We start from the raw sequence: 25831 nt of genomic DNA, 5'->3' as shown, positions 1-25831 counted from the left end.
AACCTACGCCGCGGTTGCGGCAGCCTCTCAGCCGCGGGCGTCGAGATAGGCGCGGATCTCGGCCACGTCTCTCGTGATCTGCGCGATCAGCGACTCGAGCCCGTCGAACTTCACGTTGCCGCGCACCCAGCTGAGGAACGACACCGTGACCTCCTTGCCGTAGAGGTCGCCGTCGAAGTCGAGGAGGTTCGCCTCGACCTGCTTCTCGGGCACGCCCTGGAAGGTCGGGTTGTTGCCCACGGACACGGCCGCACCGTGCGCCAGGCCGTCGATGATGACGTCGGCCGCGTAGACGCCGTCGGCCGGCACGAACCCCTCGCTCTTCGGCTCGAGGTTGGCGGTGGGGAAGCCGAGCTCGCGCCCGCGCATCTCACCGTGCACGACGACCCCGCGGACGGACGGCGCGCGACCGAGCAGGGCGGTGGCCTCGACGATGCGGCCGGCGTCGAGGAGCTGGCGGATCCAGGTCGAGGAGACGCGGCGTTCGCCCAGCTCCGGCGCTCCGGACTCGACGAGCGCCCCGGACTCGACGAGAGAGCCGATCTCGAAGAGCACGTCGGGGATCAGCTCGACGTCGAACCCCCGCGTGCGCCCGAGCTCGCGCAGGGTGTCGACGGTGCCGGCGCCGCCCTTGCCGAAGCGGAAGTCGCCCCCGACCAGGATCACCTCGGCCTGCATCGCCTCGACCAGCACGCGGTCGACGAACTCCTCGGGGGTCAGGTCGCGGAGGTGCTCGTCGAAGGTCAGCATCAGCGTCGCCTCGACGCCGGTCGACTCGAGCAGCTCGCGCTTCTGGCGGTTGCTCGTCAGCGCCTCGGGCACGGCGCCGGGGTGGAGCACCGCCAGCGGGTGGCGGTCGAAGGTGACGACCGCCGACACGAGATCGCGGTCGCGCGCCACGGTCTGGAGCGCCGCAATGACGGCTCGGTGGCCCAGGTGGACTCCGTCGAACTTGCCGATCGTGACCGCGGAGGGCCCGAAGCCCGCCGGCACGTCGGCGAGGTTCGTGAAGAAGTCCACGCTCAGACCTCTCGCGGTGCGGCCCCGACGGGCGCGTCGCCGCGGGAGGGGCGGGTGCGGCGCAGCCACAGCATCCCGAGGATCGGCAGCACGAGCGGCACGAAGCCGTAGCCGATGCCGAAGTAGGTCCAGACGGTGGAGTGGTCGGAGTGGGCGTACTCGGCGCTCGGCACGAAGACCTCGGGAGCGATGATCGACATGAGGCCGACCAGCACCACGCCGGCCAGCTCGAAGGTGATCGTCGCCCAGGCGAGGCCGTACGACTTGCGACCCGGCACGATCAGCGCGATGGTCGCGACGATGTAGACGACGGCCGACAGCCCGCTGAGCGAGTACGCCAGCGGCGCCTGCTCGAACTGGGTCGCGATCTGGAACACCGAGCGTCCGGTCGCCGCGAGGGCGAGGATCGCGTAGACGGCGATGAGGACGCGGCCGATGCCGACCGCTCGTGTTGACTGCTTCTGGACCATCATGACAAGGATATGACCCGGCGGGCACCGGCGGCGACCGCGACGGTCACGAGGCCGTCGCCGTCCAGATCTGAAGCATGCGCACGACCATCACGGCGACAGCGAAGACGGCGGCGCCGAGCACGACGTTGCTCCAGCGGGTGCGGTCGACGAGAGCCCACACGACCGCGAGGGGCGGCAGGAGCAGGGCGACGACGAGGTAGATGAAGAACTCGAGGACGCTGCCCGAGGCGCGGTTGCCGGCGAACGGGGCGATGATCGCCACCACCAGCTGGGCGATCAGAAGCAGCTCGACCAGGGCGACGGCGCCGAGCGTGTAGTCGTTGGGGATGCGGCGGGCCAGCCCCATCACGATGCAGAACAGCGCGACGGCGGCGCCGATGGCGGCCTGGACCCAGGTGAACCACTCGATCATGACCGGACCTCGTCCGTAGGGAAGTTGACGATGGGACGGGCCGTGCCCCGGGACACCGAGACGAGCCCGACGAGCCGCTCGCCGGGCGAGATCGCCGCGACGGGGCGCTTCGTGTCGGCGAGGTCGACGGCCAGCTTCTTGCCGTGACCGAGGTCGACCGCCTGCTCGGCGGTCAGCTCGAGCACGGGGAAGAGCCGACGGGCGACGACGGCGGGCGCCAGCAGCGCGGGCCGGACCGACTCGGCGTCGAGCGTCTCGATCGCGTCGGCCACGTCGAACGGTCCGATCTTCGTGCGCCGGAGGGCGGTGAGGTGGCCGCCGACGCCGAGAGCCGCGCCGAGATCGCGCGCCAGTGCACGGATGTAGGTGCCGGAGGAGCAGTCGACGACGACGTCGAGGTCGATCGCGTCGGACGAATCCTGGCGCCCGACGATCTCGAAGCGCGATACCGTGACGGCCCGGGCTTTCAGCTCGACCTCGACACCTTCGCGGGCCAAGTCGTAGGCGCGCCTGCCGTCGACCTTGATCGCGCTGACGGTCGTCGGCACCTGCTGGATGTCGCCGGTGAGCTCGGCCACGCCCGCCGCGATGAGGTCGTCGGCCACGGCTGCGATCGCATCGGGATCGGCCGTCGCCGTGACCGTGCCGTCGGCGTCGTCGCTGTCGGTCGAGGAGCCGAGGCGGATGGTCGCCTCGTAGGTCTTGCCGAGGCCGACCAGGAAGGTGAGGAGGCGGGTCGACGAGTTGACACCCGTGACGAGGAGTCCGGTCGCCATCGGGTCGAGGGTGCCCGCGTGGCCGACCTTGCGCGTGCCGGCGGCTTTGCGGACACGCGACACGACGTCGTGGCTCGTGGTGCCCTGCGGCTTGTCGACGAGGAGGATGCCGCTGTGCTGGGGGCCGCTGTTCACGATCGCCTAGCCTAGCGGGCGGGGTGCGCCGGCCTCAGCACGCGTCGTCGAAGAGACGGCGCGGGTGCTCGGGGTCGGTGTTGTCGATGGTCGCCTGAGCGCGCCTTCGGCCATCGGGACTGCGGTCGCCCGCGTCGGAGCCCTCGACCCAGACCGCATAGTGCCACAGGGTGCCGAGAGCAGAACGGCCCTCGAGCGCCCCGTCGACGACCAGGACGGCGTCGGCCGGACCGGTGACCCAGTCGGCCTCGACCTGCCGGTCGGCCACCGCATCGAAGGCCGCCGGCACCCACGCGGCGCTGCCGCCCAGGCGGAACGGCTCGATCAGCATGCGGCGGAGCGCCGACTCGTCGACCGCGGAGTCGTCGCCTCGGCGCTCGCGCTCGGCCCGGGGCAGCAGGAAGTCGTCGACCGAGGCGCGGAACGCGCCGTGGCCGGCCTCGTGCAGGGATTCGACGAGGTCGTCGCCGAACACCGCCGCGGCGGCCCGGTCGGGCCCGTCGACCGCGACGAGCACCCGGCCACGGCCGTAGTTGTGCAGGATCTCGTCCGCCAGGGCGCGAACGGTGTCTTTCTTCTCGGGTGCCCATCGCATCATGGCTCAGAGCCTAGGCTCGACGGGTGACAATCTCCCCCGCGATCGTCTCGTGGTTCCGCGAGAACGGCCGCGACCTCCCCTGGCGGCAGCCCGGCTTCCCCGCCTGGGGCACGCTCGTCAGCGAGTTCATGCTGCAGCAGACCCCGGTCGTGCGCGTGATCCCCAAGCTCGAGGCCTGGCTGGAGCGCTGGCCGACCCCGGAGTCGCTCGCCGCCTCCCCCGCCTCGGAGGCCGTGCGCGCCTGGGATCGCCTCGGCTACCCCCGCCGCGCCCTCAATCTGCATGCCTGCGCCGTGGCCATCACCGAGAAGCACGGCGGCGTCGTGCCGTCCGACGTCGACGAGCTCCTCGCCCTGCCCGGGATCGGCGACTACACCGCGCGGGCGATCGCGGTGTTCGCGTACGGCAAGCGAGTCCCTGTCGTCGATACCAACGTGCGGAGGGTGCTGGCCCGGGCCGTCGAGGGCCTGGCCGAACCGGGCTCCCCCCACGCGAAGCGCGACCTGCCGCTGATGGAGTCGCAGCTGCCCGACGACCTCGCCGACGCGCACGACACGAATGCCGGGACGATGGAACTGGGGGCTCTCGTCTGCACGGCCCGCTCGCCCCGCTGCGCCGAGTGCCCCCTCGAGGCCCAGTGCGCGTGGGTGCTCAGAGGCCGTCCCGCCCACGACGGGCCGCCGCGCCGCACGCAGAAGAAGTACGCGGGGTCGGACCGCCAGGTCCGCGGCCTGCTGCTGGGGGCCCTGCGGGCGAGCGAGATCCCGGTGCCCGCCTCGGAGCTCGACGATGTGTGGGGCGACGACGTGCAGCGGTCGCGAGCACTCGCCAGCCTCGTGCGCGACGGCCTGGTGGTCGGGACGCCGTCGGCCGGATACGGCCTGCCCGACTGACGCGCGGGGGCTAGACCCCTCGGATCGGCCAGTGCACGTGTCCGCGGACTGGCGCCCAGGCCGATCGAGAGGGTTCAGCCCTCAGCCGGTGCAGGAACTAGCGGGTGCCGCCGTCGGGCTCCTCCGAGCCGCCCGCGGGACCGTCGAGCGAGTACTCCGCCTCGTCGTCGTCGTGGAGCTCGCGCGGCTTGACGTACGGGTCCTCGTCGCCGGCGTACTCGGCCGTCGAGGCCAGCGCGATGCTCTCGGCGTCGCGCTGTCGTGCCTCGATGAGCAGGGCGTCGATGGCCGCCGCATTCTCAGGGATGCCGTCGGGGATGAACTCCAGCGACGGGGTGAGCCGCGCCGTGATGTTCTTGCCGACCTCCGAGCGGAACATGCCGGTGGCCGCCTTGAGTCCTGCGGCGGTGTCGGCGCGCTCCTCGTCGGAGCCGTAGACCGTGTAGAAGATCGAGGCGTGCTGGAGATCGCCCGTGACCTTCACATCGGTGATGGTGACGAAGCCGATGCGGGGATCCTTGATACCGCGCTCGAGGCGGCGGGCGACGATCTGCTGAATGCGATCGGCCATCTTGCTGGCGCGCTGTGCGTCGACCATGGGGCCTTCTTTCCGGGGTACTGGCCTTGCAGGGGGAAGGGCCCGCAGGATCACGTGATCCTGCGGGCCCAGTGCCTCACGTTCTACACGCGGGGCTTTTCGACCATCTCGATGGTCTCGATCTCGTCGCCGATCTGGATGTCGTTGAACTTGCCCAGACCGATACCGGCCTCGAAGTCCGTGCGGACCTCGGTGACGTCGTCCTTGAAGCGACGCAGCGAGTCGATGGCGAGGTTGTCGCCGACCACCACGCCGTCGCGGATGACGCGCGCCTTGGCGTTGCGCGTGATCGTTCCGGAGCGGACGATGACACCCGCGATGTTTCCGACCTTGGAGGAGCGGAAGATCTCGCGGATCTCGGCCACGCCCGACTGGACCTCTTCGAACTCGGGCTTGAGCATGCCCTTGAGCGAGTTCTCGATGTCTTCGAGGGCGCCGTAGATGACCGAGTAGAAGCGGATGTCCACTCCCTCGCGGGCAGCACGCTCGCGCGCCTTCGTGTCGGGGCGCACGTTGAACCCGATGATGACCGCGTTGTCGACGGTCGCCAGGTTGACGTCGCTCTCGGTGACCGCACCCACACCACGGTGGATGATGCGCAGCTGCACGCTGTCGTCCACCTCGATCTTGAGCAGCGACTCTTCGAGTGCCTCGACGGCACCCGAGACGTCGCCCTTGATGATGATGTTGAGCGCTTCGACCTTGCCCTCTTCGAGTGCACGGGTGAAGTCCTCGAGCGAGATGCGCTTGCGGGCCTTGGCCAGCTGGGCATTGCGCTCGACGGCTTCGCGCTTCTCGGCGATCTGACGGGCCGTGCGGTCTTCCTCGGTGACGAGGAAGGTGTCGCCGGCTCGCGGAACACTCGAGAGGCCCTGCACCTGGACGGGACGCGAGGGGTAGGCCTCGTCGACCGGGTCGCCGTTCTCGTCCATCATGGCGCGGACGCGGCCGTAAGCCGTTCCCGCGACGATGGCGTCTCCGACCCGGAGGGTTCCGGACTGGATGAGGACGGTGGCGACAGCACCGCGGCCCTTGTCGAGTCGCGCCTCGATCGCGATACCGCGGGCGTCCTTCTCGGGGTTCGCACGCAGATCGAGACCCGCGTCGGCCGTGAGGAGGACAGCCTCGAGCAGCTTGTCGATGTTCTTGTGGTCGCGAGCCGACACGTCAACGAACATGACGTCTCCGCCGTACTCCTCCGCGACGAGCCCGTACTCGGTCAGCTGCTGACGGACCTTGGCGGGGTTGGCCCCCTCCTTGTCGATCTTGTTGACCGCGACCACGATCGGCACTCCTGCCGCCTGGGCGTGGTTCAGCGCCTCCACCGTCTGCGGCATGATGCCGTCGTCGGCTGCGACCACGAGGATCGCGATGTCGGTGACCTGGGCACCACGGGCACGCATGGCGGTGAACGCCTCGTGACCGGGGGTGTCGATGAAGGTGATGGCGCGCTCGACGCCCTCGTGCGGAGCCCACACCTGGTAGGCGCCGATGTGCTGCGTGATTCCGCCGGCTTCACCCGCGACGACGTTCGCGTTGCGGATGGCGTCGAGAAGTCGCGTCTTACCGTGGTCGACGTGACCCATGACCGTGACGACGGGAGGACGGATCTGGAGAACCGACTCGTCTTCGTCTTCGAGCTCCTGCTCGAGGTCGATGTCGAAGCCCTCGAGGAGCTCTTTGTCTTCGTCTTCCGGCGAGACGACCTGGATGCGGTAGCCGAGCTCTTCGCCGAGCACCTCGAAGGTGGCCTCGTCGAGCGACTCGGTCGCCGTGGCCATCTCACCGAGGTGGAACAGCACGGTCACGAGGTTGCCGGGGCTCGCGTCGATCTTGTCGGCGAAGTCCGAGATGGACGCGCCGCGACGCAGGCGGACGACGGTCGTGCCGTCGCCACGCGGGACGCTGACACCGCCGAGCGACGGTGCCTGGCGCATCTCGAATTCGGCCCTCTTCGTCCGCTTCGACTTGCGTGCCTTGCTCTTGCCGCCACCGCGACCGAACGCACCGGCGGTACCACCACCGGGGCCGCGACCGCGACCGCCGCCACCGCCGCCGGCCGGGCGCGGAGCGCCGAAGCCGGGTCGGAATCCACCGGGTGCGCCTGCACCCGCGCCGGCACCAGGGCCGCCGGGGCGCTGGAAGCCGCCGGGGCGCGAGCCCGCACCGGCCGGACGCTGGCCGAAGCCGCCGGGGCGCGGTGCGCCACCCGGACGCGGAGCGCCCGGACGGGGTGCCCCGGGGCGCGGCGCCTGGGGGCGCGGACCAGCGGCGCCGCCAGGACGAGGACCGGCTGCGCCGGTTCCGCCCGGACGCGGGGCCGACGGGCGGCCCATGCCCTGGTTGGAAGCGAAGGGGTTGTTGCCCGGACGCGGAGCGCCGGGACGAGGACCGCCGGGACGAGGCGCACCCGAGGTGGCCTCCGCGGTGTCCGCGTCGGCCTTCGGGGCGTTGCGAGCGGCTTCGGCCTGAGCCTGGCGCTCGGCGACCGTCAGGGGCGCCGGCGTCACCGGGACCTCGGCGGCTGGTGCCGGCTCGGCCTCGGGGGCCGGGGTCTCGGCGACGGGGGGCTTGGGAGCCGCCGGGCCGGGGGTGGGCGCGGCGGGGCGCGGAGCGCCGGGTCGCGGCGCGCTGCTGGCAGCGGTCGCCGGGGCCGTGGCGGCGGGCGCCTTGGCAGCGGGTGCTTTGACAGCCGGTGCCGCAGCGGCCGAGCCGGACTGGCCGGCGAAGGCGGCGCGCAGCTTGCGCGCGACGGGCGGCTCGATGCTGGACGACGGGCCCTTGACGAACTCGCCCATCTCTTTCAGCTTCTCGAGCGCTGCTTTCGATTCGATACCGAGCTCGCTTGCGATCTCGTGTACGCGTGGTTTTGCCACTGTTCTCCTGTCTCGGGCCTCCACCCGGGGTCAGGAGGAAGCCATTAGTGCTGGACGCAACTCATTTCGAGGTGCTCATTAGTTGTCCATGGGCTGATCAGCCTTTTCTGTCTGTGTAGTGACTCGCGGCGCCCGGTTGGCGCCACTGGCTAGTTCGCGGCGGCCGTCACGAGGTGACGACTTCTGCGGGAGGTGTCGCACGCGCCTCGAGAAACTCGCGGAGCGCACTGGTGTCGGGTTCGGAATCGAGTCGGAGTGCCCGGCGAAACGCCCTGCGCTTGACTGCTGATTCGAACGCCGGCATCGACGGGGTCAACCAGGCGCCCCGCCCGGGGAGCGACGCTGCCGTATCGGGTACGACGCGCCCTTCGAGGGCAATGACCCTCAGAAGAGAGGATCGTGGAGCGCGCGTTCGAGTGCCGATGCACGTTCTGACGGGTTCCACTCTACCCCTCCCTCGCTCGGACGCCCAGACGCCACGAGCGAACCGGCTTAATCCTCGAGGATCGAGTCGGGCTGGATGTCGATGCGGGCGCCCGTGAGCTTGGCGGCGAGGCGGGCGTTCTGGCCCTCCTTGCCGATGGCGAGCGACAGCTGGTAGTCGGGCACGAGCGCGCGGACCGCCTTGGTCGCGGCGTCGATCACGAACGCGCTCGACACCTTGGCGGGCGACAGGGCGCTCGCGACGAACGTCGGCAGGTCGGCCGAGTAGTCGACGATATCGATCTTCTCGTTGTTGAGCTCGGCGGTGACGGCCCGGACGCGCTGGCCCAGCTCGCCGATGCAGGCACCCTTGGCGTTGACCCCGGGCTCGGTCGCGCGGACGGCGATCTTCGTGCGGTGGCCGGCCTCGCGAGCCAGTGACACGATCTCGACCACACCCGACGCGATCTCGGGAACCTCGAGCGCGAACAGCTTGCGCACCAGCGAGGGGTGGGTTCGCGAGACGGTCACGCTGGGGCCCTTCAAGCCCTTCGAGACGCTGGTCACGTAGACGCGGATGCGTCGCCCGTGCGAGTAGTCTTCGCCGGGCACCTGCTCCTCGGGGGGCAGGATCGCCTCGAACGAGCCGAGGTCGACGTGGATCATGCGCGGGTTGGGACCCTGCTGGATCACGCCGGCGACGATCTCGCCCTCGCGGCCCTTGAACTGCCCGAGGACCTTGTCGTCGCCGATGTCGCGCAGACGCTGGTTGATGACCTGCTTCGCGGCGAAGGCGGCGATGCGGCCGAAGTCGTCCGGGGTCTCGATCGCCTCGCCGACGACCTCGCCGTTGTCGTCGTGCTCGATCGAGAAGACCGAGACGTGGCCGGTCTTGCGGTCGAGCTCGACGCGGGCCGACGAGCGCGACTCGGCTCCGGGTGCCTCGGCCCCGTGGCCCTCGCCGTTGCCTTCGTGCTTCAGGTAGGCCGTGAGAATGGCCTGCTCGATGATCTCCACGAGTTCGTCGAAGGGAATCTCGCGCTCGCGCTCCATGAGTCGCAGCACACTCAGGTCGATGTCCACTGAGGGCCTCCAATATTTAAGAATCGTGCCGTTCTAGCGGTGGCCGAACAGCAACAAGCAGTCTACCTGGTCGTCAGAGCGGCGACGGCCTCCGCCACGGGAACAGGGGTCCGCTCGCCCGTGCGGCGGTCCCACAGCTCGACGATCCCCTCGCCGGCCGAGCGGCCCACGACGACGATCTGCGGCACGCCCAGCAGCTCGGCGTCGCCGAACTTGACACCGGGCGAGACCTTGGGCCGGTCGTCGAACAGCACGTCGAGGCGCGCGCCCTCGAGGGCCGACACGAGTTCTTCCGCGACCTCGTAGACGACGGCGTCCTTGCCCGTGGCGACCACGTGCACGTCGAACGGAGCGACGTTCTCGGGCCAGATCAGGCCCTTGTCGTCGTTGTTTGACTCGGCGATGACGGCGAGGATGCGCGTGACGCCGATGCCGTACGAGCCCATCGTGACGGTCACCTGCTTGCCGTTCTCGTCGAGCACCTTCAGCCCGAGGGCATCGGCGAACTTGCGCCCGAGCTGGAAGACGTGTCCGATCTCCATGCCGCGGGCGGTCTCGATGGGGCCGGAGCCGTCGGGCGCGGGGTCGCCCTCGCGCACCTGAGCGATCTCGTAGACGCCATCGGCGGCGAAGTCGCGGCCCATGACCAGGTCGCGCACGTGCACGCCGTCTTCGTTGGCGCCGGTGACCCAGGAGCTTCCGGACACGACGCGGGGGTCGACGTAGTAGCGGATGCCCGACTCGCTCTCCGAGCCCAGCACCTGCGGGCCGATGTAGCCCTTCACGAGCAGCGGTTTCTTCGCGAAGTCGGCTTCGCCGGCGGCCTCGACCTCGGCGGGGTAGAAGGCCACCTCGACGCGCTTCATGTCGACGTCGCGGTCGCCGGGGAGGCCGAGCGCGATGATCTCGCGTGTGCCGTCGAGGTGCGTGAGCGCCACGATGACGTTCTTGAGCGTCTCGGACGCCGTCCACTCGCCGGAATCACGAGGCTGCGTGGCGTTCAGGTGCTCGACGAGCGTCGCGATCGTGGGAGTGTCGTGCGGGTCGAGCAGGGTCGCCTCGGCGAGCCCCTCGAGTGCGATCTCGTCGGGGACGATGGTGGTGAAGGCCTCGACGTTCGCCGCGTAGCCGCCGGCCGAGCGCACGAAGGTGTCCTCGCCCGCTTCCATGGGGTGCAGGAACTCCTCGCTCTTCGAGCCGCCCATCGCGCCGGCGTCGGCCTTCACGATCACGTACGAGAGCCCGAGCTTGGCGAAGATGCGCTCGTACGCGTCTCGCTGCAGCTGGTAGCTGGCGTCGAGACCGGCGTCGGACGAGTCGAACGAGTAGGCGTCCTTCATCGTGAACTCGCGTCCGCGCAGGAGGCCGGCACGGGGGCGGGCCTCGTCACGGTACTTGTCCTGGATCTGGAACAGGGTGAGAGGGAGGTCCTTGTACGACGAGTACAGGTCTTTGACGAGCAGCGTGAAGGCCTCCTCGTGGGTGGGCGCGAGGAGGTAGTCGGCGTCCTTGCGGTCCTGCAGGCGGAACATGCCCTCGCCGTACTCGGTCCAGCGGCCGGTCGCCTCGTAGGGCTCGCGGGGCAGGAGCGCGGGGAAGTGCACCTCCTGTGCGCCGGCGGCCGTCATCTCGTCGCGGATGATCGCCTCGATCTTGGCCTTGACTCGCAGCCCCAGCGGCAGCCACGCGAAGATGCCCGGCGCCTGGCGCCGGATGTAGCCGGCCCGCACGAGCAGGCGGTGGCTGGTCACCTCCGCGTCGGAGGGGTCTTCACGGAGGGTGCGGACGAAGAGCTGAGAGAGGCGCGTAGACACGCCGCAAGCTTACCGACCGCCCGCAACTCCGGGATTCACGCGCTCACCCCTACCAGGGCTTGCCCGTGTAGTCCTTCGGCGTCTGGTCGAACTGGCGGTTGCGGTCGTTGTTGCGCTGCTGCTGCTCCTGCGCGTCGCCGTTCTGCTGCTGCAGCTTGTCGAGCGGGTCGGAGCCCGAGCCGCTCCCGGTCCCCTGGTCGGAACCCGAGCCGCTTCCCGAGCCGGAGTCGCCGCCTTGGCCGGAGCCGCCCTTCGACTGGTCGCCCTGGCCGCCCCCCTGGCCCTGATCGCCCTGCTGGTCGCCGCCCTGACCCTGCGAGCCGCCGGACTGCCCCTGCCCCTGCGCCTGCTGCTGCTTCTGCTCGAGCCGGCTCTTGGCGTCGTCGAGGGGCTTCTTGCTCGGCGGCGCCGAGGCGCTCTCGGGATCGTCGAAGCAGCCGTCCGGCGCCTGGTCGATGAGCGCGAGAGCGTGCGTGTAGAAGGCTGACGCCTTGTCGAGATCGCCGTCGAGCACCGCGCTGTCGCCCTGCTGCTCGACGACCAGCGCCAGGTCGGTCTGCACCCGGCAGGTCGCGGCGACGTTGGAGGCGGGCACGAGCGCGAGCGCGCGTTCGAGCTCCGTGCGGGAGTCGACGAGGACCCCGATGCCCGCCAGACCCGTGCCGCGGTCGAAGTGGCGGACCCAGGGCTCGAGGACGTTCCCCGGACCGAGACCGTCCGAGGCGGCGACGACCTGGTCGAAGTTCCTGCGCTCGTACTGCCCCTGGGCGACACCGGCGAGAATCGGCATGCTGACCAGCTTGACGGCGACGACGAGGACCAGGAGCACCGGCACGAGCGACCACCAAAACAGGCGGCGCCGGTAGCGACGGCGGTAGGCCACGAGGTCGGTCGGCACCTCGGGAGCGGCGTCGAGAGCGTCGACGTCGTCGGGCGGCGGGGGCGGCGCGACGGGCGGCAGGAGCGTGGTGGTCATGGGCGACCTCCCCCGGCCGCGATCCGGCGCGGTCGCACGTCGCCGAGGGCGCGGGCGACCACGGCGATCTCGACGAACAGGAGCAGGAACAGGGCGATCGCGGGGATCCAGTAGAGGTCGCGCGTGCTGGCCGTGCTGCCCGCGGCGCTGGTGACGTGGCCTTTCTTCGCATCGTCGACGACCGAGGCCAGCGACCCTCCCGCCTCCCGGTGCAGGTACGGCACCCCGAGCTGCGAGGCGATCGTGTTCAGGTTGCCCTGGTCGATCACCGAGACGGCATCGGGCGAGCCCGACTTCGTCTTGTCTTCGATGTAGCCCTTGGCGGAGTACTGGTCGCCGTAGCCGTCGAAGACCTTCATGCGTCCGCCAGCGGCGGTTCCGTAGCCCAGGACTCCCCCTCCGTCGGTCGACGCCCGGTCGGCGGAGAACGAGCCGGGGGCGGTGTCGGCGGTCTGCTCGCCGTCGCCGAGGTAGTAGACGACGTTCGCGCGGCGCGGGTCGGCCGTGTGGGCGGCCGTGAGCCGGTCCCCGAGGAGGGAGGCGGCCTCCGAGATGGTGCTTCCCTTGGAGTAGTAGGTGATCTCTTGCCGCATGCTCTTCGCCGAGGTCACCACGGCCGACGCGTCTTCGGTCAGCGGAACCCGCTGAATGGCGGTCTGGTCGAAGGAGATCAGCGAGAACCGGGCCCCGGCGAGGTCGGCGGTGATCGACTCGATGTCGGCGCGCATGCCGTCGAGGCGGGGCTCGGTGCCGTCCCAGTCCTCCGCCGCGGAGCTCGACGTCGTGTCGACGACGAAGAAGACGTTCAGCTCGGCGACCGACGCCTTGGCCGTGCCGCCGGGGATGCCCGGACGCGCGGCGATGACCAGCAGCAGGGCCACGATGGCGGCACGCCGCACCCACGCGGTCAGCATGCGGCGGTCGCCGCGCTCCGAGACGATGCGCCAGGCGACGAAGCCCACGAGCACGACCGCCGCCACGACGAGCAGCGGCCAGGGCAGGACCGGACGCCAGACGAGGTCTCTCACAGTCTCACCCGCCAGAGCAGCCCCAGGGCCCCCATCACCAGCAGGATCCCGGCGATCGTGAGCGGCACCGGGTTGTCGGCGACCACGAGCCGCCGCGCCCCCGTGAAGAGGCCGGCCTCCTGCTCGTCGATGCGCTTGACGATGGCCGGCACGGTATCGGTGCCCGACAGGCCGTAGAAGCCGCCGTTCGTCGAGTCGACGACGCTCTTGAGCTCGGCGGCGACCGTGTCGCTCGTGCTCTCGGAGGAGCCGGCGACCGGATCGATCGAGTAGACCCGGATGCCTCGCTTGGTCGCCAGGGCGCCGGCCTGCTTCAGAGTCAGGATCGGGCTGCCGTTCACGTAGTTGTCGGTCGCCAGGATGATCGACTTCGGCCGCTTCGACGAGGTGTCGCCGTCGAACCCGAGCACGCACGAGCCGAGCCCGTCGCCGATGAGCGAGGCACCCTGGCCGAGGTCGGTGCCGGTCCAGTAGCGGACGCCGGTGTCGCCCTGCGTCTGGAACGAGTCGCGGTAGGTCTTCAGCTGCGCGGTGATGTAGTCGTAGTCGTCGGTGAGCGGGAACACCTGGACGGCCGAGCTGTCGAACACGGTGAGGCCGATCCGCTCGCCGTTCAGGCCCTCGGCGAGCGAGGCGAAGGTGTCGACGATCTTCGCGTCGACGTCGGTCATCGACCCCGAGACGTCGAGGCAGAGCATGATGTCGCGCTTGTACGACTGCGGCTCGACGGTCTCGACGCTCGACACCCGCGACGCCAGGAGCACGCCCGAGCCGGCCGCGACGACGACGACGGCGAGCAGGGCGCCGAGGAGGGCGCGATACCGGCGCATCACGCGGCGGTACTCGGGCAGCTCGGTGAGGCGCTCGCTGTGCGCGACCGGCACGCCGTCACGGCGCAGGAGGTCGTGGGTACGGCGACGCCAGCGCACGTAGAGCGCTGCGCCCACGATCGCCAGGCCGAGGGCGGCGAGCGGCATCCACCAGAAGATCAGCTCCACGAGCGCACCACCTCGCGGGCCGTCGCGACGGCGGCGGCAGGGTCGCCGGGGTGCTGCTTCTGGAACGCCGGCGGATAGTACTGCTCGACGGCGCCGGTGACGCGCGGAAGCGACGCGCTCCGGAGGTCGGACAGCGTCATGACCTGCGCCTCGATGCCGGACGCCTCGGAGGCGAAGAAGCGCAGGAGCAGGCTGAGGCGGCCGTGGACGGCGCGCTCGGAGAGCTCGCCCGTCTCGGAGAGCGCGTTCACCTCGTCGATCATCGCGCCGTACTTCACCTGCAGGAGGCCGAGCTCGACGCGCGGCTTCGGGCCGTCGACCACCGGGCGCGGGAAGCGCGTGCGCGAGAACCGCACCAGGAACACGTACCAGGCGATGAGAAGCGCGACCAGCAGCACACCGATCACGAGGTACAGGACGAACCGGTCGTACTGGGCCGGCCCGAAGAAGCCCCTATCGTCCAGCACGGCGGTGCTTCTCGAGGAGGGCGAACAGACCGGGGACGACGTCGGACTGAGAGGCGATGCGGTGGCTGGTGACGCCGAGCTGCCGCAGCTCGCGCTCGGTGGACTCGACGGTGACGGACGCCTCCTGAGCGAACAGCACCTGGAGCGACCGGTTCGACCGCACGTAGGCGGGCAGCGCTGCGATTTCCTGAACGTCGTAGACCTCGCGACCGCCGCGCGCCGGGTGCATGAGGTCGGCGTCGCCGATCGTGAGCCAGAGCACCTCGTGCCGCACGCGGAGCCGCTTCAGCAGCGCGAAGTGCTCGTCGGCGAGCCGGACGTCGTCGGTGACGACCAGCAGCATCGAGCGGGTCGTGAGACGCCGGGCCACGTGCTCGAGCAGGCCCACGACGTCGCTGCGGGGCGACTCGAGGGTGATCCGCTCGTCGACGGCGCGGAGCAGCCGCTCGAGGTGCTCTTCTTTCTGCCCGGGCGGGTAGCTGCGCGAGCCGCCGTCGTCGCCGACGATCAGCGAGACGACGTCGCCGTGGCCGGTGGCGATCGAGGCCAGGGCTCCCGAGGCCATGATCGCGATGTCCTTCTTCGGCTCGCCGCTCTCGGCGGTCGCCGCCATGTTGCGGCCGGTGTCCATGAGCAGCACCAGGTGGTGCCGCCGGGCCGCGACGTAGCGCTTGACCAGGGGCTCGCCGTGGCGGGCGGTGGCCTTCCAGTCGATGTCTTTCACCTCGTCGCCCGGCACGTACTCGCGCAGGTCGTCGAAGTCGTGGCTGCGCGCGCGATGGACCGACGCGTAGCCGCCCTCGAGCAGGTCGAGGGTCTTTCGGTGGGCGAAGAGGCTCATCTTCGTCTTCACCCGGAGGAGGAGGCCCGCCACGGATCAGGGGGTCTGGACGGCGCCGAAGATGGCGTCGATGATCGTCTCGGGCTTCACCTCGTCGGCCGCGGCCTCATAGCCGAGGATCAGGCGGTGGCGCAGGACCGAGTGGCGGAGGTGCTTGACGTCGTCCGGGATCACGTAGTCGCGGCCGTTGAGCACGGCGAGTGCCCGGGCGGCGCGCGTGAACGCGATGCTCGCCCGAGGGCTGGCGCCGAACTGGATGTAGTCGGCCATCGTGCCGGGGATGTACTGGTGCGGATGACGGGTCACGTAGATGACCTGCACGATGTAGTTGACGATCGACTGGTCGATGTAGACGCGCTTCGCGACATCCTGCAGGAACGTGACATCGTCGAGATGCACACCCGTCGCAGTGTCGCCGCGGTCGTACACCCCGGACTCGATGCGCCGAATGATCTCGGCCTCCTCGGCGGGAGTCGGGTAGTCGAGCACCTCTTTGAGGAGGAACCGGTCGAGCTGGGCCTCGGGCAGCTGGTACGTGCCCTCCTGCTCGATCGGGTTCTGCGTCGCGAGGACGAGGAACGGCTGCGGAAGGCGGTACACGGTTCCGCCGATCGACGTCTGCTGCTCCTGCATCGCCTCGAGCATCGCGCTCTGCGTCTTGGCACTGGAGCGGTTGATCTCGTCGAGGAGCACGAAGTTCGAGTGCACGGGGCCGAGCTGGGTGACGAACGTCGCCTTCTGCGCGTCGTAGATCTGCGTGCCCGTGATGTCGCTCGGCAGGAGGTCGGGTGTGCACTGGATGCGCCGGAAGCTCGCCTCGACCGCCTGTGCCAGAGTCTGCGCCGCCGTGGTCTTGGCGAGCCCGGGCACGCTCTCGAGCAGCACGTGGCCCCCAGTCAGGAGAGCGACGAGCAGCGCCTCGCGCAGACCGGTCTGGCCCACGACCTTCGCCTCGAACGCCGTCGACACCCGCTTCACGATCGCGGTCGCCCGCTCGAGCTCGGCCGCCGTGACCGGGCGAGGACCGGGGGCCTCGGCCGTGGGGGTGGTCGAGACGTCCGTCACGCGGTGACGACCTCGGGCGAGCCGATCTCTCCGGGAGGCATCTCGTCGGCGAGGCGGTTCGCCTCGCGGATGAGCGTCTCGACGATGTCGGCCTCGGGCACGGTCGCGATGACCTCGCCCTTGACGAAGATCTGGCCCTTGCCGTTGCCGGAGGCGACGCCGAGGTCGGCGTCGCGCGCCTCGCCCGGGCCGTTGACGACGCAGCCCATGACGGCGACGCGGAGCGGCACGGTCATGCCCTCGAGGCCGTCGGTCACGTCGTTGGCGAGCTTGTAGACGTCGACCTGGGCGCGGCCGCAGCTCGGGCACGAGACGATCTCGAGCTTGCGCTCGCGGAGGTTGAGCGACTGCAGGATCTGCAGGCCGACCTTGACCTCTTCGGCCGGGGGCGCGCTCAGCGACACGCGGATGGTGTCGCCGATGCCCTCGGAGAGCAGGATGCCGAACGCCGTGGCGCTCTTGATCGTGCCCTGGAAAGCGGGGCCGGCCTCGGTCACCCCGAGGTGGAGGGGCCAGTCGCCGCGCTCGGCGAGCAGGCGGTAGGCCTTGACCATGACGATCGGGTCGTTGTGCTTGACCGAGATCTTGAAGTCGTGGAAGTCGTGCTCCTCGAAGAGGCTGGCCTCCCAGACGGCGCTCTCGACGAGCGCCTCGGCCGTGGCCTTGCCGTACTTCTGCATGATGCTCGGCTCGAGCGAGCCGGCGTTGACGCCGATGCGGATCGACACGTCGGCGGCCTTCGCGGCCGCGGCGATCTTGCCGACCTGGTCGTCGAACTTGCGGATGTTGCCCGGGTTCACCCGGACGGCGGCGCAGCCTGCGTCGATGGCCGCGTAGACGTAGTTCGGCTGGAAGTGGATGTCGGCGATCACCGGGATGTTGCTTTTCTTGGCGATGATCGGCAGGGCCTCCGCGTCGTCGCGGCTCGGAACGGCCACGCGGACGATGTCGCAGCCCGAGGCGGTGAGCTCGGCGATCTGCTGGAGGGTGGCGTTGATGTTCGTCGTCGGCGTCGTGCACATCGACTGGACGCTCACTTGAGCGTCACCGCCGACGAGCACCTTGCCGACCTTGATCTGGCGCGACTTGCGGCGCGGCGCAAGGACTTCGGGGATCTTGGGCATTCCGAGATTGACTGCAGGCACGCTTCATCGTAAGCCTCGCGGGCTGGAAGAGGCGCGAGCCGCGTGTGTCGCTCAGCGGGCTGCCAGGCGAGAGGGACGCAACCCGGCACGGGCCGGCGGGAGCCCCCGGCGCGGCGGGCGGCGAGTGGCCCCCCTGGATGCTCTCCCGAATCAGCCGACGGAGATCGGGTTGACCAGATCGGCGTAGATCAGCAGGAGGCTCATGGCGCCGAGGATGGCCACGACCACGAACGTGAGCGGGATCACCTTGGCGGTGTCGACCGGGCCCGGATCAGGGCGTCCGAAGAGCTTCGCGAAGAAGCGGCGGACTCCCTCGATGATCGCGCCGGCGACGTGGCCGCCGTCGAGCGGCATCAGCGGGATCAGGTTGAAGACGAAGAGGGCGACGTTGAGGCTCGCCAGCAGGCCGACGAGGTAGCTGGCGCGGTCGAGGATCGGCACCGAGTCGAGGCTGGCGACCTCGCCGGCCATGCGGCCGACTCCGACGACGCTGACGGGGCCGTTCGCATCGCGCTCGCCGCCGCCGAAGGCCGCCTGGGCGACGCCGACGAGGCGCTGCGGCAGGTGGATGATGAGATTGCCGACGTTGGTGACGTTCGACCAGACGGCCGGGATGACCGCGGTCACCGGCTGCTGGGTGCGGGCGTAGGCGGCGCCGATGCCGACGAAGCCGACCTCCTGGGTCTCTTTCGCCCCGCTCGAGTCGGTGACGTAGTTGCCGTTCGCATCGGTCACGTAGCGCTTGGTGAGCAGCGGGGTGACCTCGAGGGTGGTCTTGGCGCCGTCGCGGAGGACGACGAAGTCGACGGTCGTGCCCGCGGCCTTCTGGATCAGGGCGGTCGACTGGTCCCAGTTGTCGATGGCGGTGCCGCCGATGCTCAGGATCCGGTCGCCGGGCTTGATGCCCGCGGCGGCACCGGGCGACGGCGTGGCGTTCGCCGGGCAGGTCGTCTCGGTCGAGCCCGCGGGGAGCACGCACTGCGAGACGCTGCCCACGGTCGTCGACGCCTGCTGCACGCCGAAGCCGCAGAGCACGACGCCGAACAGCACGATCGCGATGAGGAGGTTCATCACCGGGCCGCCGAGCATGATGACGATGCGCTTCGGCACGGCCAGGCGGTAGAAGGTGCGCTTCTCGTCGCCCTCGTCGATGGTCTCGGCGCTGGCGGTGCGGGCATCCTGCACGAGGGTCTGGAAGATGCCGGTGGTCGACGTGCGGCCGCCCTGCGCCCGGTGGTTCGTGGCCAGGGCGTCCTCGGCGACGACGGCGGTCTTCTGCGGCGGGAACATGCCCGACATCGAGATGTAGCCGCCCAGCGGGATCGCCTTGACGCCGTACTCGGTCTCGCCCTTCGTGCGCGAGAAGACGGTCGGCCCGAAGCCGATCATGTACTGACCCACCTTGACGCCGAACGCCTTGGCCGGAACCAGGTGACCGATCTCGTGCAGGCCGATCGACAGCACCAGGCCGACGACGACGATCAGGATGCCGACGATGTAGAGCAGGACAGTTTCCACGTGTGCACAGTACGGGACTCACTCAGTGAGGGAGCCGAGCGGGGCGGAACCAGCCCGGATTGGGGGTGCGCTCCCTTCGCGGGGCCCCTTTTCGGGCGCCGGAACTAGCGCGAGGCCAGCACGCGGTCGGCCTCCGCGCGCGCCCACACCTCGGCGGCCAGCACCGCCTCGAGGTCGAGCTCGGCTGCGGGCTCGTGGAGGTCGACCACGGCGCGGATCGTGTCGACGATGTCGAGGTAGCCGATGCGGCCGGCGTGGAAGGCGAGGACGGCCTGCTCGTTCGCGGCGTTGAAGACGGCGGGGTAAGTCGATCCTGCGGTACCGACCTGCTTGGCGAGGCCGACGCTCGGGAACGCCTCGGCGTCGAGGGGCTCGAACGTCCAGGTGGAGGCCGTCGTCCAGTCGAGCGGCACGCCGACCCCGGGGACCCGGTCGGGCCAGGCCATTCCGAGGGCGATGGGGAGCCGCATGTCGGGCGGCGACGCCTGCGCGAGGGTGGAGCCGTCAACGAACTCGACCATCGAGTGGACGATCGACTGCGGGTGGACGGTGACGTCGATGCGGTCGTAGTCGACGTCGAAGAGCAGGTGGGCCTCGATGACCTCGAGGCCCTTGTTGACCAGGGTCGACGAGTTCGTCGTGACGACGAGGCCCATGTCCCAGGTCGGGTGGGCGAGGGCCTCGCGCGGCGTGACGTCTGTCAGCTCGTCGCGGCTCCGGCCTCGGAACGGGCCGCCCGACGCGGTGAGCACCAGTCGACGCACCTCGCCCGCCGTGCCCGAGCGGAGCGCCTGGGCGATGGCGCTGTGCTCGGAGTCGACCGGCACCAGCTGGCCGGGCGAGGCCTTCGCCTTCACCAGGTCGCCGCCGACGATCAGGCTCTCCTTGTTCGCGAGAGCGAGTGTCGCGCCCGACTCCAGCGCGGCGAGCGTCGGGCCGAGCCCGACCGACCCGGTGATCCCGTTCAGGACGACGTCGGTCTCGACGTCGTGCACCAGCGCCACGGACTCCTCGGTGCCGAGCGCGGTGTGCTCCACGCCGAACTTCGCGGCCTGCTGCTCCATCGCCTCGCGGTTGGTGCCGGCCGAGAGGCCGACGAGCTGGAACAGGTGGGGGTTGGCTTCGATGACCTCGAGGGCCTGGACCCCGATGGAGCCGGTGGAGCCGAGAACCGTGATGCGTCGCATTCGGCCAGCCTAGTTCCGACTGGCGGTCTGGTTCCGGCTGACGGTCTGGTCCTGGCTGGCGGTCTGGTCCTGGCTAGTTGGTCGCCAGGATGTCGACGACGAAGACGAGCGTGTCGGTGCCCTTGATGCCGGCGGTCTCGTTGCCGCCGGTGCCGTAGCCGTCGGCGGGCGGAAGGATCGCGACGACCTGCGAGCCGACGGTCTGGCCCACGAGCGCCTTCTTGAAGCCGGCGACGACCGACGACGTCGAGAAGGAGGTGGGGCCGCTCCCCCAGCTCTGGTCGAACACCTTTCCGGTGCGCCAGAGGGTGCCCTGGTACTGGACGGTGACCGTGGCGCCGCTGGCGACCTTCGCACCGTCGCCCTTCTTGAGCACCTCGAGCTTGAACGTCGAGGGCGCCTTCGTCTTCGGGATCGTGACGGTCGGCTTGCCGTCGTCGGCGAGCTTCACGGTCGGGAACCCGCTCTTCGGCGCGACATCGGTGCCGGTCGCCGTGGTCGCGACCTTCGACAGGAGGTCCATGACGACGACCATGTCGTCGTTCGCTCCCACGCCGAGCGACTCGGAGCCGGTGGAGCCGAACATGTCGGCGGCGTCGGCGACGGTCACGGTGCGCGAGCCGATGGCGGCGCAGTGCATGCCGTCGACCAGGCCGGCGAGGTAGAGCTTCTTCGAGACCGTGAACTGCGTCGCGTCCGTGCCCTTGTAGCCGGCCTGCGACACCTGCTTGCCGGTCTTCGCGTCGTAGATCGTGAACGCCACGTCGAGCAGCGTGCCGGTCAGGGCCTTCTCTCCGGTGCCCTCGATGACGGTGGAGCGCTGGGTGCTCGACACCGACAGCCCCTTGGCGAACTTCACCGTCGGCGCGGCGTCGAGCGCGCCGGTGACTTTCACCGACTTCGACGCCGCGCCCGACGCGAGAGCAGTGCAGTTCGTCTGCGACTCGGCCTTGGCGGTCGCCGTGGCGGTGGCAGTGCTGTCGGCCGAGCCGCTCGACGTGCAGCCTGCCAGCGCGACGGCGACGACGGGGACGAGGGCGAGGAGGCTGAGGTTTCTGCGGCGCATGACGGCTTTCGATCGGGAGCTGACCCGGTCGTCGTGGCCGGCCCTCGGGCAGGGCGCGCTTCCGGGCGCGGAAGGAGCAGTCTCGCCGACGAATCAGGCGGGAAGCTGAGTGCTCTCCCGGACGACGATCGTCGGCTCGTGCCGCACGGGGAAGTTCATCGACGACGCGATGAAGCACTTCTCCGACGCCTCGCGGTGGGCTGCGCGGGCCCGCTCGACCATCGACTCGTCGGCGACGCTGACAGTCGGGCGGAGGACCACCTCCGTGAAGTGACCGCCGCCGTCTGTCGTCTGCACCATCGTCCCGACGGCGTCGTCGACGTAGCCGGTCACCACGACGTCGACCGTCGTGCACACCCAGAGGTAGCTCAGCAGGTGGCACTGCGAGAGGGCGCCGAGCAGCATCTCTTCCGGGTTCCAGCGGTCGACGTCGCCGCGGAACGGCTTGTCGGCGGAGCCGAGGATGTCGGGCTTGCCTGCCACTGACAGGGTGTGGTCGCGCCCGTACGAGCGGTAGTCGGCGGTGCCCTGGCCGCGGTCGCCTGTCCAGACGGTCTTCAGCGCGTAGTGGTGGTCGATCACGGGGTGCTCCTGTCGCTGCGGGCCTCCAAAGTTACACTCGGTGGCATGACGCACCAGCACCAGGAACTCGCCGATCTCGCCACCCGCCACCCGCTGGAGGTCGCCGGAAGCGTCGAGCTCGCGGTGCTGACCCGCTCGGGAATGGTCGAGAGCCGCCACATCGGCGCCGCGGCCGTGGTCGACGCCGACGGAACCCTGGTGCGGTCGCTCGGCGATGCCTCGGCCTCGATCTACCCGCGGTCGTGCATGAAGCCGTTCCAGGCGCTCACCGTGCTCCGGTCAGGCGTGTCGCTCGACGGGCCGCAGGCCGTCCTGGCCACGGCGAGCCACGCGGGTACCGAGCGCCACCAGCGGGTCGTGCTCGACATGCTGGCCCGCATCGACGCGACCGAGGCCGACCTCCTGTGTCCCGTCGACTGGCCGTTCGACCGCGAGACGGCACGGGCCGCGGCCGAGCCCCGCCGCCTCACGATGAACTGCAGCGGCAAGCACGCCGGCTTCCTCCTCGCCTGCGCCGAGAACGGCTGGGACCCCGCGCGCTATGACGACCTCGACCACCCGCTGCAGGCCGCCGTGCGGGCGACCGTCGAGGACTCCCTCGGCGAGCACGTCGACCAGATCGGCATCGACGGCTGCGGCGCTCCCGTCTTCGCGCTCACCCTCGCCGGGCTCGCCGGCGGCATCGGCCGGCTCGTGCACTCGGCGACGACGAACGCCGACCCCGACGCCGGCCACCTCGCGCGAGCTGTCTTCTCGGACGCGTGGGCCATCGACGGCCCCGGCCGCGCCAACACGGTCACGATCGACGAGCTCGGCGTGTTCGCCAAGCTCGGCACCGAGGGCGTCATGGTCATGGGCACCCGGGCCGGGCTCGGTGTCGCCGTCAAGGTGCTCGACGGCAACCTGCGCGCCGGAACCCTGACGGCCCTGCACCTGCTCGTCGCCGAGGGCGCCGTCGACGCCGCCGCCGCGCAGCGCGTGCTCGACAGGATCCTCGACCCGGTGCTCGGCGCCGGCCATCCCGTCGGCGCCGTGCTGCCGGGGGCAGGGCTGCTCGCCGCCTGACCTCTCCGCCGAAGGCGGCTCACAGCGGCCAGCCCATCGCCGGCTCGAGAGGCACCCACTGGCCGTCGGCCTGACCGGCCTCCCTCGCGCAGCAGCGACCATCGGGGCTGATCCAGACCTCGGCCACTCCCGGCTGGACCGCCCGGCCAGGCGTCGGCCCGGACCGCCGCGCGGTGCTGATCCGCACCGGCAGCGGCACGCCGGCGACCGCCACGTCGACGCACCACGGCCCGGCGCCCGGGTGCTGCACGCGGGCCGCTCGCACGGCGTGGCGCCCGTATCTCGAGGCGATCTGGCGCAGGAACTCCTGCGCCACCGCCTCGGCCAGCCGCCCCGGGGCATGCACCCGCACCTCCGGGGCGCGCGTCGCCATCGGGGCGTCCTCCACGTCGGGCGCCCCGACCCCGGGCATCCGCACGCCGACGACGGCGCCCCGGCCCAGCACCACCTCGACCCCCGCGGCCCCGACTGGGATTTCGCCGGCGCGGCGTTCGAGCCGTCGCCGATCGTCGGCGACCGACGGCGCTTCGGCTACCGGACCACGCCGTGGAGCAGTTCGTCTTCTCATGCCATCAGCGAAGCGGAGTCCAGGGCCAGCCGGTCGTCATCCGGCGCGATCTGTGGAGAACTCCGGCCCCGCGAGGCCTGTGGAGAGCTGCGCCCCGCTGTCAGCCGTGTTTCTTATGAGCTGCGCCTCTTATGAGCTGCGCCTCTTATGAGCTGCGCCTCTTATGAGCTGCGCCTCTTGTGAGCCGTGCTGTCGAGAGCCGCGCCGTCGGCGAGTCAGTTGACGATGAAGAACTGCTCGCCGATCTCGATCCGCGAGCCGCGGGCGACTCGGACGCGCTTGCCCGGCTCGACCCGGCGCACCTCGCTCGTCGGCATGTGCACGACGGTGCCGTTGCCGCTCCAGCGGTCGGAGATCCAGAGGGCGCCGTCGTCCTGGCCGAACTCGAGGTGAGTCTTCGAGACCGAGCGGCCCGGATCGAAGATGCGCACGAGCAGGTCGATCGCCTCGCCGGGCTGCGGGGTCGGGGCGCGGCCGACGAGGCCGGTCCCCTGCACCGTGAAGCTCTCACCCGTCGAGAACTGCAGCACGAAGGGCTCGCCGAGGGGGGCCCGCGCGACGATCCGGGTGTTCTCGGTGTCGTCGGCGGGCGCGCCGAGGTGCACGGCCCACGGGGCTGCCGAGGGCTCCGGCTGCGGCACCGGCGGCACGTCGGGGATGGCGGCGGGAAGCGGCTGGACCTCTGACGTCGGGGTCGCCCGCACCGGAGGCTCGCTCGGCCCCGAGGCCGGCGCGGGCACCGAGGACGGCAGCGGCGCGGGAACGGCCTGCGTGGCCACCGGCGGCTCCGACGGCGCCGGCGCCGAGGCCGGTGTCGCCGGGCCGGCCGCAGGCATCGGCGGCACCTCGGCCGTGGGCGATGAGGCGCTGGATCCCGACCAGAGCTGAGGCCCGCGGTCGGCCTGGCGACGGCCGAACAGGCGCCGGCGCTTCGCCGCGGGCTCAGGGTCGGCGACGAACGGCGGCAGGGCCGGCGTCGACGCGGACGGCAGCGGCGTCGGGGCGAGCGGGGCCTCGCGCGGGGCGGGGACGTCGGCGGGTGCGGCGACCGGCGTGCTGGCGGGCCCCGGAGCAGACGCGGCCTGATTCGGTGTCGGAGCCGGCGCGGAGGCCGGTGCCGACTGCGCTGACGCGGGCGGCAGCGACGGGATGGGGCCGGTGAACGCCTGCGCGATGTGCTCGACGACGATGCCGCACTCGCCGCAGAAGATGTCGTCCTCGCCGATGGGCGCGCCGCAGTTCGTGCAGCGGACCCGTCCCGCCTCCCGGTGGGCACCGGGGGCTACCAAGGGGGCGGCGGCAGGCGCCACTGAGGCGAGCGGCGGGACGAGCGGCGAGATGACGTCGGTGTCGCCCTGCGCGGACGCGTCGCGGGCGGCCTGCGTGGCGGCGGGACGCACGTCGGCCGGAGCCGAGACCGGAGCTGACGCCGGGGCGGGCGCGGCGGCCGGCGCGGGCGCCGCGGCAGACGAGGGCACGGCGGCGGACGAGGTCGGCGCGAGTGGCGATGCGGGACGCACGGCAGCGGGCGTCACCGAGTCCGACTCCGACTCCGGCGCCTGAGGCGCGGCGGACACCGGCTCTCCATCGGCGGTGATCGGCGTGATCGACGCCGTCCAGAGAGGGACGGAACCCGGGCGCGTTCCGCTCTCGGCCGCACCGGGCGGGCGGAGGGGCGTGGGTGACGACGCGGCGGGCGGAGGGAGCTCGGCAGGAGCGGGGGCGGACGGCGCGGGGGCGGACGGCGCGGCGTGAGCCCCGGCGACCGGAGCCGCCGGCGGGGGTGCGGCTTCGGCGGGGGCGGCCCGGAGTTCCTGCGCCCCCGACTCGTCGTCGACGCTCGAGGAGGCGACTGCCGCCGTGTCGTTCAGGAATGCCGACGACTCGTCGAATGCCGAGGCGGGCTGCGAGAGGGGCGCCGGCTGCGACGCAGGTGCGGGCGCGGGGACCGGGTCGTCGACCACGTCGGAGTCGTCGTCTTCGTCACGGGGCTCGTCGCCCTCGTTCACCCACCACGGCGTCCCGGCGGGCACGGACGCGACGGGAGGCTCGCGCAGCGCCCACGGACGCACGCCCTCGGGCCGCTCGTCGACGGGCGGCGTCGCGCCCTCGGAGGCGCGGAACGCTGCCCAGTCGGAGGTCGTGATCGCGCGGCCGCACTGGCCGCAGAACATGGCTCCGTCCGGCAGCGGACTCGAGCAGGTGGGGCAACGCATGTGAAGAG

The 25831-nt window shown here is 71.0% G+C and carries 25 protein-coding genes; 2 read left to right on the top strand and 23 right to left on the bottom strand.

Features of this window, described 5'->3' with window-relative positions; translation table 11 throughout:
• Nucleotides 1–27: 27 nt before the first annotated feature.
• Genes AC07TY_RS02105 through AC07TY_RS02085 form a run of 5 tightly spaced genes read right to left on the bottom strand, consistent with a single transcriptional unit; the run spans nucleotide 28 to nucleotide 3414 of the window.
• Nucleotides 28–1020, bottom strand: coding sequence for a bifunctional riboflavin kinase/FAD synthetase (locus AC07TY_RS02105; RefSeq protein WP_494784201.1), 993 nt, complete (start codon nucleotides 1018–1020; stop codon nucleotides 28–30).
• 2 nt (nucleotides 1021–1022) lie between these two features.
• Nucleotides 1023–1490, bottom strand: coding sequence for a hypothetical protein (locus tag AC07TY_RS02100; RefSeq protein WP_494784546.1), 468 nt, complete (start codon nucleotides 1488–1490; stop codon nucleotides 1023–1025).
• 46 nt (nucleotides 1491–1536) lie between these two features.
• A complete protein-coding gene (locus tag AC07TY_RS02095) occupies nucleotides 1537–1905 on the bottom strand; it encodes a hypothetical protein (RefSeq protein WP_123504791.1) in 369 nt (122 codons plus the stop codon).
• On the bottom strand, nucleotides 1902–2819 hold the full coding sequence (gene truB / locus AC07TY_RS02090) for a tRNA pseudouridine(55) synthase TruB (RefSeq protein ID WP_494784545.1): 918 nt from the start codon (nucleotides 2817–2819) through the stop codon (nucleotides 1902–1904). The genes AC07TY_RS02095 and truB overlap by 4 nt, the downstream gene beginning before the upstream one ends.
• Before the next feature lie 31 nt (nucleotides 2820–2850).
• The gene (locus AC07TY_RS02085) at nucleotides 2851–3414 is read right to left on the bottom strand and encodes a nucleoside/nucleotide kinase family protein (RefSeq protein WP_494784200.1); all 564 of its coding nucleotides are present in this window, start codon (nucleotides 3412–3414) and stop codon (nucleotides 2851–2853) included.
• 23 nt (nucleotides 3415–3437) lie between these two features.
• Here AC07TY_RS02085 and AC07TY_RS02080 point away from each other — a divergent pair, with 23 nt between their 5' ends.
• Nucleotides 3438–4307, top strand: a complete 870-nt coding sequence (locus AC07TY_RS02080) for an HhH-GPD family protein (RefSeq protein ID WP_494784199.1) — start codon at nucleotides 3438–3440, stop codon at nucleotides 4305–4307.
• Nucleotides 4308–4404: 97 nt separating this feature from the next.
• On the opposite strand, the gene rbfA is transcribed toward AC07TY_RS02080, so the two are convergent.
• The 16 genes from rbfA to AC07TY_RS02000 form a co-directional block, all read right to left on the bottom strand.
• Nucleotides 4405–4905 (bottom strand): 30S ribosome-binding factor RbfA, encoded by a 501-nt coding sequence (gene rbfA, locus AC07TY_RS02075; RefSeq protein WP_494784198.1) that lies wholly within the window; start codon nucleotides 4903–4905, stop codon nucleotides 4405–4407.
• An 83-nt stretch (nucleotides 4906–4988) separates the two neighbouring features.
• Complete coding sequence (infB, locus tag AC07TY_RS02070) at nucleotides 4989–7781, bottom strand: translation initiation factor IF-2 (RefSeq protein ID WP_494784197.1); 2793 nt, start codon at nucleotides 7779–7781, stop codon at nucleotides 4989–4991.
• Between the two features lie 166 nt (nucleotides 7782–7947).
• Nucleotides 7948–8226: a YlxR family protein gene (locus AC07TY_RS02065; RefSeq protein ID WP_494784196.1), complete on the bottom strand. Its 279-nt coding sequence runs from the start codon at nucleotides 8224–8226 to the stop codon at nucleotides 7948–7950.
• 47 nt (nucleotides 8227–8273) lie between these two features.
• On the bottom strand, nucleotides 8274–9287 hold the full coding sequence (nusA, locus tag AC07TY_RS02060; protein ID WP_123504797.1) for a transcription termination factor NusA: 1014 nt from the start codon (nucleotides 9285–9287) through the stop codon (nucleotides 8274–8276).
• 62 nt (nucleotides 9288–9349) lie between these two features.
• Nucleotides 9350–11101, bottom strand: coding sequence for a proline--tRNA ligase (locus AC07TY_RS02055; protein ID WP_494784195.1), 1752 nt, complete (start codon nucleotides 11099–11101; stop codon nucleotides 9350–9352).
• A gap of 49 nt (nucleotides 11102–11150) precedes the next feature.
• A complete protein-coding gene (locus tag AC07TY_RS02050; protein ID WP_494784194.1) occupies nucleotides 11151–12077 on the bottom strand; it encodes a hypothetical protein in 927 nt (308 codons plus the stop codon).
• Complete coding sequence (locus tag AC07TY_RS02045; protein ID WP_494784193.1) at nucleotides 12074–13105, bottom strand: VWA domain-containing protein; 1032 nt, start codon at nucleotides 13103–13105, stop codon at nucleotides 12074–12076. The genes AC07TY_RS02050 and AC07TY_RS02045 overlap by 4 nt, the downstream gene beginning before the upstream one ends.
• Nucleotides 13102–14103, bottom strand: coding sequence for a VWA domain-containing protein (locus tag AC07TY_RS02040; protein WP_494784192.1), 1002 nt, complete (start codon nucleotides 14101–14103; stop codon nucleotides 13102–13104). The genes AC07TY_RS02045 and AC07TY_RS02040 overlap by 4 nt, the downstream gene beginning before the upstream one ends.
• The gene (locus AC07TY_RS02035) at nucleotides 14094–14570 is read right to left on the bottom strand and encodes a hypothetical protein (RefSeq protein ID WP_494784191.1); all 477 of its coding nucleotides are present in this window, start codon (nucleotides 14568–14570) and stop codon (nucleotides 14094–14096) included. The genes AC07TY_RS02040 and AC07TY_RS02035 overlap by 10 nt, the downstream gene beginning before the upstream one ends.
• The gene (locus AC07TY_RS02030; RefSeq protein ID WP_494784190.1) at nucleotides 14557–15444 is read right to left on the bottom strand and encodes a DUF58 domain-containing protein; all 888 of its coding nucleotides are present in this window, start codon (nucleotides 15442–15444) and stop codon (nucleotides 14557–14559) included. The genes AC07TY_RS02035 and AC07TY_RS02030 overlap by 14 nt, the downstream gene beginning before the upstream one ends.
• A gap of 3 nt (nucleotides 15445–15447) precedes the next feature.
• Nucleotides 15448–16476, bottom strand: a complete 1029-nt coding sequence (locus tag AC07TY_RS02025) for an AAA family ATPase (protein ID WP_123504804.1) — start codon at nucleotides 16474–16476, stop codon at nucleotides 15448–15450.
• Nucleotides 16473–17621, bottom strand: coding sequence for a flavodoxin-dependent (E)-4-hydroxy-3-methylbut-2-enyl-diphosphate synthase (gene ispG / locus AC07TY_RS02020; RefSeq protein ID WP_199738177.1), 1149 nt, complete (start codon nucleotides 17619–17621; stop codon nucleotides 16473–16475). The genes AC07TY_RS02025 and ispG overlap by 4 nt, the downstream gene beginning before the upstream one ends.
• A gap of 150 nt (nucleotides 17622–17771) precedes the next feature.
• Nucleotides 17772–19139 (bottom strand): M50 family metallopeptidase, encoded by a 1368-nt coding sequence (locus AC07TY_RS02015; RefSeq protein ID WP_488626420.1) that lies wholly within the window; start codon nucleotides 19137–19139, stop codon nucleotides 17772–17774.
• A gap of 104 nt (nucleotides 19140–19243) precedes the next feature.
• A complete protein-coding gene (gene dxr, locus AC07TY_RS02010; RefSeq protein ID WP_494784189.1) occupies nucleotides 19244–20326 on the bottom strand; it encodes a 1-deoxy-D-xylulose-5-phosphate reductoisomerase in 1083 nt (360 codons plus the stop codon).
• A gap of 73 nt (nucleotides 20327–20399) precedes the next feature.
• Complete coding sequence (locus AC07TY_RS02005) at nucleotides 20400–21392, bottom strand: FKBP-type peptidyl-prolyl cis-trans isomerase (RefSeq protein WP_494784188.1); 993 nt, start codon at nucleotides 21390–21392, stop codon at nucleotides 20400–20402.
• 93 nt (nucleotides 21393–21485) lie between these two features.
• Entirely contained in the window at nucleotides 21486–21974 is a 489-nt protein-coding gene (locus AC07TY_RS02000) for an OsmC family protein (protein ID WP_494784187.1), read from the bottom strand.
• A 45-nt stretch (nucleotides 21975–22019) separates the two neighbouring features.
• On the opposite strand from AC07TY_RS02000, the gene AC07TY_RS01995 reads away from it, so the two are divergent.
• On the top strand, nucleotides 22020–23039 hold the full coding sequence (locus AC07TY_RS01995; RefSeq protein WP_494784186.1) for an asparaginase: 1020 nt from the start codon (nucleotides 22020–22022) through the stop codon (nucleotides 23037–23039).
• Nucleotides 23040–23058: 19 nt separating this feature from the next.
• On the opposite strand, the gene AC07TY_RS01990 is transcribed toward AC07TY_RS01995, so the two are convergent.
• On the bottom strand, nucleotides 23059–23607 hold the full coding sequence (locus tag AC07TY_RS01990) for a hypothetical protein (RefSeq protein ID WP_494784185.1): 549 nt from the start codon (nucleotides 23605–23607) through the stop codon (nucleotides 23059–23061).
• A 215-nt stretch (nucleotides 23608–23822) separates the two neighbouring features.
• On the bottom strand, nucleotides 23823–25823 hold the full coding sequence (locus AC07TY_RS01985; RefSeq protein WP_494784184.1) for a zinc-ribbon domain-containing protein: 2001 nt from the start codon (nucleotides 25821–25823) through the stop codon (nucleotides 23823–23825).
• Nucleotides 25824–25831 lie beyond the last annotated feature (8 nt).

It is taken from the genome of Frondihabitans sp. GW821-FHT04F02, assembly GCF_059420045.1.
The sequence above is the reverse complement of the archived record's forward strand: the minus strand, read 5'-3'. Positions and strand labels throughout refer to the sequence as shown.

Excerpts from the sequence above, each read along its gene's own strand:
- AC07TY_RS01995 (WP_494784186.1), top strand. The coding sequence starts at position 22,020 with ATGACGCACCAGCACCAGGAACTCGCCGATCTCGCCACCCGCCACCCG.
- AC07TY_RS02050 (WP_494784194.1), bottom strand. The coding sequence starts at position 12,077 with ATGACCACCACGCTCCTGCCGCCCGTCGCGCCGCCCCCGCCGCCCGAC.
- AC07TY_RS02100 (WP_494784546.1), bottom strand. The coding sequence starts at position 1,490 with ATGGTCCAGAAGCAGTCAACACGAGCGGTCGGCATCGGCCGCGTCCTC.
- AC07TY_RS02005 (WP_494784188.1), bottom strand. The coding sequence starts at position 21,392 with ATGCGCCGCAGAAACCTCAGCCTCCTCGCCCTCGTCCCCGTCGTCGCC.
- dxr (WP_494784189.1), bottom strand. The coding sequence starts at position 20,326 with ATGCGACGCATCACGGTTCTCGGCTCCACCGGCTCCATCGGGGTCCAG.
- rbfA (WP_494784198.1), bottom strand. The coding sequence starts at position 4,905 with ATGGTCGACGCACAGCGCGCCAGCAAGATGGCCGATCGCATTCAGCAG.
- AC07TY_RS02095 (WP_123504791.1), bottom strand. The coding sequence starts at position 1,905 with ATGATCGAGTGGTTCACCTGGGTCCAGGCCGCCATCGGCGCCGCCGTC.
- AC07TY_RS01985 (WP_494784184.1), bottom strand. The coding sequence starts at position 25,823 with ATGCGTTGCCCCACCTGCTCGAGTCCGCTGCCGGACGGAGCCATGTTC.
- AC07TY_RS02085 (WP_494784200.1), bottom strand. The coding sequence starts at position 3,414 with ATGATGCGATGGGCACCCGAGAAGAAAGACACCGTTCGCGCCCTGGCG.
- AC07TY_RS01990 (WP_494784185.1), bottom strand. The coding sequence starts at position 23,607 with ATGAGAAGACGAACTGCTCCACGGCGTGGTCCGGTAGCCGAAGCGCCG.